The 12335-nt window shown below is 63.8% G+C and carries 10 protein-coding genes and 1 pseudogene; 2 read left to right on the top strand and 9 right to left on the bottom strand.

The window, feature by feature from the left end:
• Positions 1 to 66: 66 nt before the first annotated feature.
• From N805_RS20525 to N805_RS20510, 4 genes are all read right to left on the bottom strand, one after another.
• Positions 67 to 1023 carry a FecR domain-containing protein gene (locus N805_RS20525; protein ID WP_019470546.1) on the bottom strand — a complete coding sequence of 319 codons (957 nt, stop codon included), beginning with the start codon at positions 1021 to 1023 and terminating at the stop codon, positions 67 to 69.
• Complete coding sequence (locus tag N805_RS20520; protein WP_019470547.1) at positions 1020 to 1538, bottom strand: RNA polymerase sigma factor; 519 nt, start codon at positions 1536 to 1538, stop codon at positions 1020 to 1022. The genes N805_RS20525 and N805_RS20520 overlap by 4 nt, the downstream gene beginning before the upstream one ends.
• 112 nt (positions 1539 to 1650) lie before the next feature.
• Positions 1651 to 2361: a PolC-type DNA polymerase III gene (locus N805_RS20515; protein WP_019470548.1), complete on the bottom strand. Its 711-nt coding sequence runs from the start codon at positions 2359 to 2361 to the stop codon at positions 1651 to 1653.
• Complete coding sequence (locus N805_RS20510; protein WP_019470549.1) at positions 2358 to 4295, bottom strand: DUF294 nucleotidyltransferase-like domain-containing protein; 1938 nt, start codon at positions 4293 to 4295, stop codon at positions 2358 to 2360. The genes N805_RS20515 and N805_RS20510 overlap by 4 nt, the downstream gene beginning before the upstream one ends.
• Before the next feature lie 116 nt (positions 4296 to 4411).
• On the opposite strand from N805_RS20510, the pseudogene N805_RS20505 reads away from it, so the two are divergent.
• Positions 4412 to 4949 (top strand): annotated as a pseudogene (locus N805_RS20505) (response regulator).
• A 138-nt stretch (positions 4950 to 5087) separates the two neighbouring features.
• Here the strand turns inward: N805_RS20505 and N805_RS20500 are convergent.
• A complete protein-coding gene (locus N805_RS20500; RefSeq protein WP_019470550.1) occupies positions 5088 to 7265 on the bottom strand; it encodes a malate synthase G in 2178 nt (725 codons plus the stop codon).
• A gap of 449 nt (positions 7266 to 7714) precedes the next feature.
• Between N805_RS20500 and N805_RS20495 the strand changes: the two genes are divergently transcribed.
• Complete coding sequence (locus tag N805_RS20495) at positions 7715 to 8233, top strand: glycine cleavage system protein R (RefSeq protein WP_019470551.1); 519 nt, start codon at positions 7715 to 7717, stop codon at positions 8231 to 8233.
• Positions 8234 to 8537: 304 nt separating this feature from the next.
• On the opposite strand, the gene rarD is transcribed toward N805_RS20495, so the two are convergent.
• The 4 genes from rarD to N805_RS20475 form a co-directional block, all read right to left on the bottom strand.
• The gene (gene rarD / locus N805_RS20490) at positions 8538 to 9425 is read right to left on the bottom strand and encodes an EamA family transporter RarD (protein WP_019470552.1); all 888 of its coding nucleotides are present in this window, start codon (positions 9423 to 9425) and stop codon (positions 8538 to 8540) included.
• A 64-nt stretch (positions 9426 to 9489) separates the two neighbouring features.
• A complete protein-coding gene (locus tag N805_RS20485) occupies positions 9490 to 10464 on the bottom strand; it encodes a serine/threonine protein kinase (RefSeq protein WP_019470553.1) in 975 nt (324 codons plus the stop codon).
• A 158-nt stretch (positions 10465 to 10622) separates the two neighbouring features.
• Positions 10623 to 11387, bottom strand: a complete 765-nt coding sequence (locus tag N805_RS20480) for a TOBE domain-containing protein (protein ID WP_019472553.1) — start codon at positions 11385 to 11387, stop codon at positions 10623 to 10625.
• Between the two features lie 172 nt (positions 11388 to 11559).
• A complete protein-coding gene (locus N805_RS20475; RefSeq protein WP_019472552.1) occupies positions 11560 to 12291 on the bottom strand; it encodes a ComF family protein in 732 nt (243 codons plus the stop codon).
• Positions 12292 to 12335 lie beyond the last annotated feature (44 nt).

Raw genomic sequence — 12335 nt, 5'->3', positions numbered from 1 at the left:
CCACGGGGCCAGGCACTGTGAAACACCTGTGGGAGCGGGTTCACCCGCGAAGAGGCCGTTACAGGTCTACTTGGGAACGACGTTCACCCACCACTGGGTATGCCGCTCGATCTTCACCGGCAAGGCCGGTACCAACGACTCCAGCGCCAGATTGGTGTCGGTCAGCGGGAAGCTGCCGGTCACTCGCAGGTCGGCGACTTGCTCGTCTACCCCGAGGTAGCCGCTGCGGTATTTGCCAAGTGCGGCCAGCAGGTCGCCCAGGCGCACGTTGTCCACCACCAGCATGCCGCGGGTCCAGGCATCGGCACCGGCAGGCACGGTGCCCATCTTGCCGAGGCCGTTGGCATTCATCAGCACCTGCTGGCCTTCGCGCAGCACTTGCTCGTCGCCACTGTTGTGCGGCATGGCAGCAACCGAGGCTTGCAGCACTTCCAGGCGCGTACCACCGGCTTCGCGGCGCACCAGGAAGCGCGTGCCAAGGGGGCGCAGGCGACCGTCGTCGGTGCGTACCAGCAGCGGGCGCGGGTCCTGGTGGCCGGTTTCGACCGAGATTTCGCCCTGGTGCAGCACGATTACCCGCTGCTCGCCCGCGTAGTCGATGTCTACGGCGGTGTGCGTGTTCAGGCTCAGCAGGGTGCCGTCTTCCAGGCGCAGGGTTCGCAGTTCGCCGGTAGCGGTACGCTGGTCGGCCAGCCAGTAGCTTGGGGCCAGCGACGGTGCGCCGACCCAGGCCAGCAGCGAGCCGAGCAGGAACATGCCGGCCAGCCCGCCGCCCACTTTGCCGATGCGTCGACGCAGGCCGGCGCGTGATTGCAGCAAGGCCTGGCGTGCCGGGCCGGCTGCCGCACTGACGCGTTGGTCCATGGCGCCGAGCTGGCGCCAGGCACGCGCGTGTTCTTCGCTGGCGGCATGCCAGCGCATGAATTCGCTGCGTTCATCGGGCGTGCCGCTGGCGTCGCCCAGGCTGAGTTTCCAGGCGATGGCGTCTTCCAGTACCTGGGACGAAACCGGTGCATTGCTCACGTCGGTTCCCCGTACAGGGCCACATAGCACTGGCGCATGCCTTGGGCGATGTACTGGCGCACCCGCGATACCGAAACGCCCAGGCGCTCGGCGATTTCGGCATGGCCCATGCCGTCCAGGCGGTTGTGCAGGAACGCTGCGCGGGCTTTGCTCGAGAGCTTGCCGAGCAGGCGGTCGATGGCTTTGAGGTCTTCGAGAATAAGGTGCTGCACTTCTGGTGAAGGGTGTTCGGCTTCCGGGATCAGGGCCAGCTCGGCCAGGTAGGCCTGTTCCAGCGCGGCGCGGCGAAAGTGGTCGAACATCAGCCCCTTGGCCACGGCGGCCAGAAACGCACGGGGTTCACGGGGCGTGTCCAGCTGCTCACGGCCGAGCAGGCGCACGAAGGTGTCCTGGCTGAGGTCTTCGGCACGTTGGCGGCAGGCCATGCTGCGCTGCAGCCAGGCGAGCAACCAGCCGCGGTGGTCGCGGTATAGCGCACCGACCAGATCGGCGTGTGGGCTGTGTGCAGAAGACAAGCAGCGTCCCCCCGGAACGAATGCATTAACTAACGATAACTATTCTCGATTGTTGCAGAGGGGAGGGGGTGGGTGCAATGGACGCTTATCGGATTGCCATCATGGAAAAGCCCTACAACCCATGGCTGTGGGCTTGGCGCCGCCGCCACCCGCGCAACCGCTGCTCCAGCTGCAACGGGCTGTCCAGCTGCTGGCGCCGGGCCTGGCTGAACAGGATCAGCGCCAGCTCTGCGGTCACCTGGGCATCGGCACTGGCATGATGACGCTCCTCCACCTGCAAACCAAACCGCGCCACCCAGTCATCCAGCCCGGCCTCGCGCAGCACCGTGTCGGGGTTGAGCATCGGCGCCAGTTCGGCAACGTCGAGGAACAGTGACTGCAAGCGATGCCCAAGGCTCTCCTTCAGCGCACGGGCCAGCATGCGCTGGTCGAATGGCGCATGAAACGCCAGCACCGGGCTGTTGCCAATGAAATCGAGCAAATCGAGCAAGGCCTCGGCCGGGTCGCAACCGGCAGCCAGGGCGCTGGGGCCCAGGCCATGGATCAGCACGCTGGCGTTGGTCTTCTGCAAAGGCCGGTGCAGCGTACGCTCGAACTGCTGGGCAAAGTCGATGGCACCGTCCTCGATAGCCACTGCCCCGATCGACAATACCTGGTCACGGTTGGGGTTGAGGCCACTGGTTTCCAGGTCCAGCACCACCCATCGCTGTTCGCGCAGGGTACATACCCCCAGCGGCGCGGGCTTGGGCAACCGTGCCAGGCGCTGGCGTGTGGCGTGGTCCAGTTCGGGCGCGGTGGGGCGCAGCCAGGCGAACAGGCTCATAGCTGGTACCGCAGGCTCAAGCTGCTTTGCAGGCGCTGGGCCTGGCGCAGGGACTCGCGCAGGATGCGCCGGTCCAGGTGGTTGAGGCTGTCCGGGTCGAGCCGGTTGGAGTAGGGCAGGTTGTCGCGGGCCTGGCGCTGGTGCTGCTGCATCCGGGTTTGCTGGATGAAGTGGTAGGCCTCTTCATAGGCCGCGCCATCCAGTGGCTCGATCACACCCTTGGCTACCAGCTGGCGCAGCCGCTCCAGGGTATTGCAGGCACCGACGCCATTGGCCAATGCCAGTAGCCTGGCACCGTCGACGAAGGGCGTCAGGCCCTGAACCTTGAGGTCGAGGGTGGCGGCCTTGTCGTTGCCCTGGCGGGTCAGCACGAACTCGCGCAGGCGCCCCACCGGCGGGCGCTGGCGCAGGGCATTGTCAGCCAGCATGCGCTGGAAGATGCGGTTGTCGGCCACCTGGTCCAGCAGGCCCTGGCGCAGTTGCTCGCAACCTTGCTCATCGCCCCACACCACGCGCAGGTCGAAGTAGATGCTCGAACCCAGCAGGTTTTCCGGGCTGGCTTCGCGAACAAAGCCGGCAAAGCGCCGTGCCCACTCGCTGCGCGACAGGCACAAGTCAGGGTTGCCGGCCATGACGTTGCCCTTGCACAGGGTAAAGCCGCACTGGGCCAGGCACTGGTTGATGTATTGCGCGAGCGGCAGCAGGCGGGCACGAACGGCATCGGCCTCAGCGCTGTCGGCAGCTTCGAAGAGGATGCCATTGTCCTGGTCGGTGTGCAGGGTCTGTTCGCGGCGCCCTTCGCTGCCAAAGCACAACCAGCTGAACGGCACGCCTGGGTCGCCACGCTCGGCAAGCGCCAGCTCGATCACCCGGCACACGGTGTGGTCGTTGAGCAGGGTGATGATCTGGGTGATCTGCGTGGACGATGCGCCATGGGCCAGCATGCGCTCCACAAGCTGGCTGATTTCCCCGCGCAGCGAGACCAGGGTGTCCAGCCGGGGCGCATGGCGGATGGTGCGCGCCAGGTGCACCAGGTCGACCCGTTGCAGCGAGAACAGGTCGCGCTCGGAAACCACCCCGCACAGGCGCCGGTTTTCCACCAGGCACACGTGGGCGATATGCCGCTCGGTCATGGCCATGGCCGCGTCGAAAGCGCTGGCCTGAGGGCTGAGGTAGAAGGGTTTGACCGTCATGTGCCGCTCGATGGGGGCGCCCAGGTCGGCATCCGCCGAGGCCACCACCTGGCGCAGGTCGCGCAGGGTGAAGATGCCGGTGGGGTAGCGCTGCGGGTCGATCACCACGATGCTGCCGACCTGTTGCTCGTGCATCAGCCGCACGGCCTCGCGCAGGGACGTGTCGCCAGTGCACACCACCGGGTGACGCATGGCCAGTTCACCCAGGGGGGTGTTCAGCGAGTACTGGGTGCCGAGGGTTTCCACGGCACGCTGTCGTACCTGCTGGTTGACCTGGTCGAGCAGGCTGCTGACCCCGCGCAGGGCAAAATCCCGAAACACTTCAGACATCGAGAACACGCGGATGAACGCGGCCTTGTTCAACTGCAGGCAGAAGGTATCTTCACCGGCCAGGTGCTCGGTGCGGGTGGCTCGCTCGCCCAGCAGGGCGGCCAGCGGGAAGCACTCGCCACTGGTGATTTCGAAGGTGGTTTCCACGCCAGGCTTGACCAGGTGCTGGCGCTCGCCAACCACGCGGCCCTGTTTGACGATGTAGAAGTGCTCGACCGGCCCGTCGGCAGGCTTGACGATGCTCTCGCCGCAGGCATAGAAGCGCAGCTGGCATTGCTCGACCAGGTAGGCCAGGTGGCTGTGTTCCATCTGGTTGAACGGAGGGAAGCGCTGCAGGAACTGCAAGGTGCCCTGGATGTTCTGCAGTATTGCTGTCCTGCCCGCCTGGCTGTAGGCGTCATTTTTGCTCATGAAACTGACCGTATCGCTACGCCGAACTATATATATCTATATATAGGTGCCGGCCCTGTTGTTTTCTGCCTCCATGGTCGGCTTGCGGCGGGGTGGTGCCCATTGGACGTAAGTCTATGAACGCCCCTGTCAAAGACCCGACGAAAGGTGAATCGGGTGATGCAAGTAATGTGGTCCTAATGCTGAAGCGGAATTTTTGACGAGATGAGCATGCCTGAGCACACCGACATCCTGAGCGACGCCGAGCGTGAGGCATTGGCCGTGGTGAGTGCGCCTGTGGCACCCAGGCCGTTGGTGCTGGTGGTGGATGACAACGCGGTTAACCGCGAGGCGCTGATCGTGTACCTGAAAAGCCGGGGCATTGACGCGGTGGGGGCGGACGGGGCCGAGGAAGCCAGGCTTTACCTGCACTACCAGAAGCGCATCGCATTGATGATTACGGACTTGCGCATGCAGCCCGAAGATGGCCTGGACCTGATCCGCACGATTCGCGCATCGGAGCGCGCAGCGTTGTCGATCATCGTGGTGTCGGGCGACACCGATGTGGAAGAGGCGGTGGACGTGATGCACCTGGGGGTGGTGGATTTCCTGCTCAAGCCGGTGGACCTGGGAAAGCTGCTGGAACTGGTGAAGAAAGAACTGAAGATCGAGTAAGTAGTGGCCTGTTCCGGCCTCATCGCCGGCAAGCCAGCTCCCACAGGGACCGCACAGATTTCAAGGCCTGTGCAGTGCCTGTGGGAGCTGGCTTGCCGGCGAATGGGCCGCACAGCGGCCCCCGTTCGCAGGTGTTACTTACAACCCGTTACGCGCCTTGAACTCGCGGCGACGGCGGTGCAGCACCGGCTCGGTATAGCCGTTCGGCTGTTTGCCACCTTCTACCACCAGCTCTACAGCCGCCTGGAACGCGACGTTGTCGTCGAAGTTCGGCGCCATCGGGCGGTACAGGGCGTCACCGGCGTTCTGCTGGTCGACCACCACGGCCATGCGCTTGAGGCTTTCCAGCACCTGCTCCTGGCTGACCACACCATGGCGCAGCCAGTTGGCCAGCAGCTGGGCAGAAATACGCAGGGTGGCACGGTCTTCCATCAGGCCGACGTTGTTGATGTCCGGCACTTTCGAGCAACCCACACCCTGGTCGATCCAGCGCACCACGTAGCCGAGGATGCCCTGGGCGTTGTTGTCCAGCTCGTTGCGGATTTCTTCGTCCGACCAGTTGGTGTCGGCGGCCAGCGGGATGGCGAGGATGTCGTCCACCGATGCCGGGGTGCGCGAAGCCAGTTCACGCTGACGCGCCTGCACGTCCACCTTGTGGTAGTGCAGGGCGTGCAGGGTGGCGGCAGTTGGCGACGGTACCCAGGCGGTGTTGGCACCGGCCAGCGGGTGGGCGATCTTCTGCTCAAGCATGGCAGCCATCAGGTCGGGCATGGCCCACATGCCCTTGCCGATTTGCGCACGGCCTTGCAGGCCGGTGGCCAGGCCTACGTCGACGTTGTTGTTCTCGTAGGCGCCGATCCACTTCTCGTTTTTCATGGCGCCTTTGCGCACCACGGCGCCGGCTTCCATCGAGGTGTGGATTTCATCGCCGGTGCGGTCGAGGAAACCGGTGTTGATGAACGCTACGCGCTCGGCGGCTGCCTTGATGCAGGACTTGAGGTTGACCGTGGTACGGCGCTCCTCGTCCATGATGCCGACCTTGACGGTGTTGCGCGGCATGCCCAGCAGGTCTTCGACCTGGCTGAAGATTTCGGCGGCGAAGGCGACTTCTTCCGGGCCGTGCATCTTCGGCTTGACGATATACACGCTGCCGCTGCGGGTGTTCTTGCGGCTGGTGTTGCCGTTGAGGTTGTGCAGGGCGATCAGGTTGGTGAACAGGCCGTCCTGGATGCCTTCGGGGATCTCGTTGCCTTGGGCATCGAGGATCGCCGGGTTGGTCATCAGGTGGCCAACGTTGCGCACGAACAGCAGCGAACGGCCATGCAGGGTGACGCTGCCGCCATTGGGCGCGGCGTACTCGCGGTCCGGGTTCATGGTGCGGGTGAAGGTTTTGCCACCCTTGCTCACGCTTTCGGCCAGGTCGCCTTTCATCAGGCCCAGCCAGTTGCGGTAGACGATTACCTTGTCGTCGGCGTCGACGGCGGCGACCGAGTCTTCGCAGTCCATGATGGTGGTCAGTGCCGATTCCATCAGGATGTCTTTGACGCCAGCGGCGTCGGTGCTGCCAACCGGGGTGCTGGCATCGACCTGGATTTCGAAGTGCAGGCCGTTGTGCTTGAGCAGCACGGCGGTCGGTGCGGCGGCGTCACCGTGGAAGCCGATAAGCTGGGCGTCGTCACGCAGGCCGCTGTTGCTGCCGCCTTTGAGGGCAACAACCAGCTTGCCGCCGTCGATGCGGTAGCCGGTGGAATCGACGTGCGAACCGGCGGCCAGTGGCGCGGCTTCGTCGAGGAAGGCGCGGGCGAAGGCGATGACCTTGTCCCCACGCAGCTTGTTGTAACCCTGGCCTTTTTCGGCGCCGCCTTCATCGCTGATGGCGTCGGTGCCGTACAGGGCGTCATACAGCGAACCCCAGCGGGCGTTGGCGGCGTTCAGGGCGAAGCGGGCGTTCATTACCGGCACCACCAGCTGCGGGCCGGCCATGTGGGCGATTTCTTCGTCCACGTTCTGGGTGGTGGCCTGGAAATCGTCGGCTTGTGGCAGCAGGTAGCCGATTTCCTGGAGGAATGCCTTGTAGGCTACGGCATCGTGTGCCTGGCCTTTGCGTGCCTGGTGCCAGGCGTCGATCTTGGCTTGCAGCTCGTCGCGCTTGGCGAGCAGGGCTTTGTTCTTTGGAGCGAGGTCATTGATGATCTTCTCTGCACCTGCCCAGAACTGCTCGGCGACGATGCCGGTCCCGGGGATGGCTTCGTTGTTCACGAAGTCGTACAGGACCTTGGCGACCTGAAGGCCACCGACTTGAACGTATCCAGTCATTGCTTGCCTCACTCTGCTCAGCTATTTCGCTCTTCTGTATTAAGCCTGTAGCGCTTCTCTAAACACGGCACCAGTGCGTGCCCCCGGGTTGTACCGGGCGCGGCTGGGTGCGGCTTGCCAGACAGGCCGGCAGGCAGTGTGCGTATTTTCACAGGCGCCTTGGCAGACATCCAAACGACGTTTTGTAGTCCGCGCCACGGGATACTACATGAAGCAGTAGGCGGGGCAAAATCAGACTAAAAGCGCCGTTATGCGACCCGTTGGTCGCGTATGGTCACGCTGGGAGTGGGTATGTTCGCAAAAAACAGGTGGATTGTTCCAGATAAATCTTGAAACAGTACACGATTCGTTGTGCTGGCCGCCCTGCGGCAGGTTGCCGCGCCTTGCCTATACTGACCCGATCCCCCGATTTTCTGCCGCCGGGCGCGGCCCGACACGAGGAAGGGCTTGTGGATCATCTTGTACTGACTGTTATCGCCCCTGACAAGGCCGGCCAGGTCGAACGCATTGCCCAGTGCATCGCCGACCACAGTGGCAACTGGCTGGAAAGCCGCATGTCGCGTATGGCCGGGCAGTTTGCCGGTATCTTGCGGGTGGCGGTGCCGGCTGAGAACTACGCTGAACTGGTGGCGTCCTTGCAGGGGCTGGCCCGGTATGACATTCGGGTGCTGATTGCCGAGAGCGGCATCGAGCCGTCGTGTAACTGGAAGCCGATTGCGATGGAGCTGGTGGGGAATGACCGGCCGGGGATCGTGCGGGACATTACCCGGTTGCTGGCGGATCTGGGGGTGAACCTTGAGCGGTTTACCACTGAGGTGCGGCCGGCACCGATGAGCAGTGAGCCGCTGTTTCATGCCGATGCATTGCTGGCGCTGCCGCTGACCCTTTCGCTGGATGAACTGCAGCAGAAGCTGGAGAGCCTGGCGGATGATTTGATGGTGGAGTTGAAGTTGCGGGCGGAGGATTGATTCGGGATTGCCGGGGCCGCTTTGCGGCCCATCGCGACACAAGGCCGCTCCTACAGGGGAATGCATAACCTTAGTGGAAGCGGCCCCTTGCGGTTATCCCGATATCACGGGGAAGGCCCTGTGGATAACCTGGGGGCGTACCTCTCCAGCCCAGGCCCTCTGTGCCCTGCGTAGTTTTGATCAAAAAACACCCAATAATCAGCAGCTTGTGCACAAAGCACGGGGACGAGGGTGTGGATAACCTTTGGAGATGTTTCTGCAGACCACGAACCGCATGGCCTGCAGAGTTTTGATCGTTTTTTGATCAGCTGCGCTTGCGCAGATTCATCCACGCATCGACGCTGTAGATCGCCAAACCTGCCCAAATGAACATGAACGCCACCAACGTGCTCGACGACAAATGCTCATCGAACAGCAGTACGGCCTGCAACAGCACCAGGGTAGGTGCCAGGTACTGCAGGAAGCCCAGGGTGGTATACGGCAGGTGCCGGGCCGCAGCGTTGAAGCACACCAGCGGTACCAGTGTTACCGGCCCCGCTGCCATCAGCCACAGTGCTTCGCTGCTGGAGTAGAACGCCCCCTGGGCGCTCATCGCCGCCGGGTGCAGCAGTAGCCAGCCAAGGGCCAGCGGCACCAGCATCCAGGTTTCCACCACCAGGCCCGGTAACGCCGCCACTGGCGCCTGTTTGCGAATCAGCCCGTAGAAGCCAAAGCTCAGCGCCAGCACCAACGACACCCAAGGCAGGCTGCCCACTTGCCATACCTGCTGGGCCACGCCCACGGCCGCCATGCCTACCGCCAGCCATTGCAGGCGGCGCAGGCGCTCGCCAAGAATCAGCATGCCCAGCAACACGTTGATCAGCGGGTTGATGTAGTACCCCAGGCTGGCCTCGAGCATGCGGCCGTTGTTTACCGACCACACATAGGTCAGCCAGTTGCCGGCGATCAGTGCCCCGCTCAGCGCCAGTATGCCCAGCCGGCGCGGGTTGTCGCGCAGTTCGCGCCACCAGCCGGGGTGTTTCCACACTAGCAGTAGCAGCGAGCCGAACAGCGCCGACCACAGTACCCGGTGGACAATGATCTCGACCGCCGGGACGTTCTGGATGGCCTTGAAGTAGATGGGGAACAGGCCCCAGATGATGTAGGCGCTCAGGCCCAGGATGTACCCGCGACGCGGGTTTGCGGCGTGCATGCAGAATCCTTGCTTAGGTAGCTAAATAAAGCGACGCCTATTGTAGACAGAGGCAGGCATGCTTCTAGAACAATTTCAGCGGTGCTTCATCCAGCGCGGCCATTTGTTCGCGCAGGGCGAGAATCTGGTCGCCCCAGTAGCGGGGTTGGCCGAACCACGGGAAGCTGGGCGGGAACGCCGGGTCGCTCCAGCGCCGTGCCAGCCACGCGCTGTAGTGCAACTGGCGCAGGGCGCGCAGGGGCTCGATCAGGGCCAGTTCGCGCGGGTCGAAGTCGTGGAACTCGTTGTAGCCGTCGATCAGTTCGGCCAGTTGCCCAAGGCGCTCCTCGCGGCTGCCGGCCAGCATCATCCACAGGTCTTGCACCGCCGGGCCCATGCGGCAGTCGTCGAGGTCGACCACGTGGTACACCTCGTCACGGTGCATCAGGTTGCCGGGGTGCAGGTCGCCGTGCAGGCGGATCAGCTGGTGCGGTGTGCGGGCGTAGATATCCTCGACACGTTTTAGCAGGTCGCGGGCCACGGACTCGAAGGCGGGCAACAGTTCGCGAGGGACAAAACCACCGTCCAGCAAGGTGTTCAGCGAGGCGTGGCCGAAGTTGTCCACAGCCAGGGCCTCACGGTGCTCGAATGGTTTGGTGGCGCCCACGGCATGCAGGCGGCCGAGCAACTGGCCAAGGCGGTAGAGCTGGTCGAGGTTGCCCGGCTCCGGTGCGTGGCCGCCGCGGCGGGGGAACAGGGTGAAACGGAAGCCCTGATGTTCGAACAGGGTGCGGCCGTCGTGCTGCATCGGCGCAACCACCGGCACTTCGCAGTCGGCCAGTTCGGCGGTGAAGCTGTGCTCTTCGAGGATCGCCGCATCGCTCCAGCGGCCTGGGCGGTAGAACTTGGCGATCAGCGGCTGCGCGTCTTCGATGCCCACCTGATAGACGCGGTTCTCGTAGCTGTTCAGCGCCAGCACCCGTGCATCGCTGAGAAAGCCGATGCTTTCCACGGCGTCCAGGACCAGGTCGGGGGTAAGGGTGTCGAAGGGGTGGGACATGGTGACTCCGGAGGGTAAGCAGCGTGGGGCCATGGTAACGCGTTATGCCTGTACCGGCCTCTTCGCGGCTAAAGCCGCTCCCACAGGGACCGCACCGCTTCAGGCATGTGCGCAATATCTGTGGGAGCGGGTTTACCCGCGAAGAGGCCGGCACAGGCTTATGCAGGAACTCCAATCAGTACATAGGACGGATGAAACTGCACCCGCACCGCACTGCCCGCCGCCACCGGCTGCCCAGCCAACCAGTCCGCCTCGGCGATGGCACACAACGTCTGCCCATTGCCCAACGCCAGCCGCACCTCACTGGGCGCCTCATCCTCTGCCAACACTTCTTCCACCGTTGCACTCAAGCAGTTGCTGCCGGCGTCGGCTGCTTCCCCCTCCGCCAGCAACCGTACCCACCCCGCCTTGAGCAGCGCCACCACCATCGTCCCCAGTGTCAGCTCCAGCCGCGCGGTACTGTCGTGGGTGATCAGCGCATCAATCTCCAGGCCGCCGCCCAATGCCAGGCTGATGCGGTCATACCGGCCTTCCCGGCGCAGGCCGCTGACCTGGCCCTGCAGCTGGTTACGCGCACTGGTGCGCAGCATCAGGCGCCCGAGCAGGTCGAGGTCGCTGGTTTCTTCGGCGGCCTCAAGAATTTGCGCCTGCAGTGTCTGCAGCCTTTGATACAGGCGCAGCACCCGCTCGCCTTCCGGCGACAAACGCGCACCGCCACCGCCACGGCCACCGGTGCTGCGTTCTACCAGCGGCTGGCTGGCCAGGTTGTTGAGCTCGTCGATGGCATCCCAGGCCGCCTTGTAGCTGATACCCGCAGCCTTCGCGGCGCGGGTGATCGAGCCTTGTTCGGCAATGTGCTGCAGCAGCGCGATGCGTTGGGGGCGGCGGGCGATGTGCTGGGTAAGCAGGGTGGGTAGGGGCATGGGTATTCGGTCGTAGTGGCGCAAGAAGGTGGATAGTGTGTAGGAGCGGCCTTGTGTCGCGAAAGGGGCGCGAAGCGGCCCCGGGATTTCAGCCGTGGCTAATATCGCTGGGGCTGCTGTGCAGCCCGATCGCGACACACGGCCGCTCCTACAGAGGGCGATCCGCGTTTCCTCATACATACCCCGGCTTGGGCGTGCGTGCCAGGCAATACACATCCACCCGCCGCGCTCCGGCCTTGCGCAGCACCTCGGCGATGGCCTGCGCGGTAGCACCGGTGGTCAACACATCATCGACAATGGCGACGTGTTTGTCCGTCAGTTCACCCGAGACCGCAAACGCTTGTCGCAAATTGCGCTGCCTTGCCCGGGCATCCAGCTGTTGCTGGGCAGGTGTTTCGCGCGTGCGCACCAGCATTCGCTCATCGCAAGGTAGCGCAAGTTGCCCAGACAGCCACCGTCCCAGCATCCCTGCCTGGTTGAACCCGCGCTCGCGTAGTCGACGCTTGGCCAAGGGCACAGGCAACAGCAGGTCAGGGCGGGGTAGGCCTTCTGCAAAGCGATGCAGCAGCCCATACCCCAGCAGTTCGGCCATCAAGCGCCCCAAAGGCCATTGACGATTGTGCTTGAAGCGGCTGATCAACGTGTCCACCGGAAAACCGAAATGCCACAACGCAATGACGTGCTCGAACGCCGGCAAGCGGCGGGAACACTGGGCGCAGATCAGGCCGGCCATGGGCAAGGGCAGGGCGCATTGCAGGCAGTGATCAGCCAGCCAGGGCAGTTCCTGCTCGCAGGCGGTGCACAATGGGTAGTGCTGCTCGGCCGGTTCATCACACAACAAACACAGTTGGTTAATAAGTGAGCACTTGTAAACCAGTCTTTTCCAGTGTGGTTGACAGTTCATGGGCCTTCCGTAACTATGCCAGCTATCCGTGATGCGCTTGTGGG

Source organism: Pseudomonas putida S13.1.2 (genome assembly GCF_000498395.2).
GTDB lineage: Bacteria > Pseudomonadota > Gammaproteobacteria > Pseudomonadales > Pseudomonadaceae > Aquipseudomonas > Aquipseudomonas putida_Q.
The sequence above is the reverse complement of the archived record's forward strand: the minus strand, read 5'-3'. Positions and strand labels throughout refer to the sequence as shown.

Coding starts and splice junctions, on each gene's coding strand:
- N805_RS20515 (WP_019470548.1), bottom strand. CDS start 2,361: ATGAGCCTGTTCGCCTGGCTGCGCCCCACCGCGCCCGAACTGGACCAC.
- N805_RS20510 (WP_019470549.1), bottom strand. CDS start 4,295: ATGAGCAAAAATGACGCCTACAGCCAGGCGGGCAGGACAGCAATACTG.
- N805_RS20500 (WP_019470550.1), bottom strand. CDS start 7,265: ATGACTGGATACGTTCAAGTCGGTGGCCTTCAGGTCGCCAAGGTCCTG.
- rarD (WP_019470552.1), bottom strand. CDS start 9,425: ATGCACGCCGCAAACCCGCGTCGCGGGTACATCCTGGGCCTGAGCGCC.
- N805_RS20485 (WP_019470553.1), bottom strand. CDS start 10,464: ATGTCCCACCCCTTCGACACCCTTACCCCCGACCTGGTCCTGGACGCC.
- N805_RS20480 (WP_019472553.1), bottom strand. CDS start 11,387: ATGCCCCTACCCACCCTGCTTACCCAGCACATCGCCCGCCGCCCCCAA.
- N805_RS20475 (WP_019472552.1), bottom strand. CDS start 12,291: ATGAACTGTCAACCACACTGGAAAAGACTGGTTTACAAGTGCTCACTT.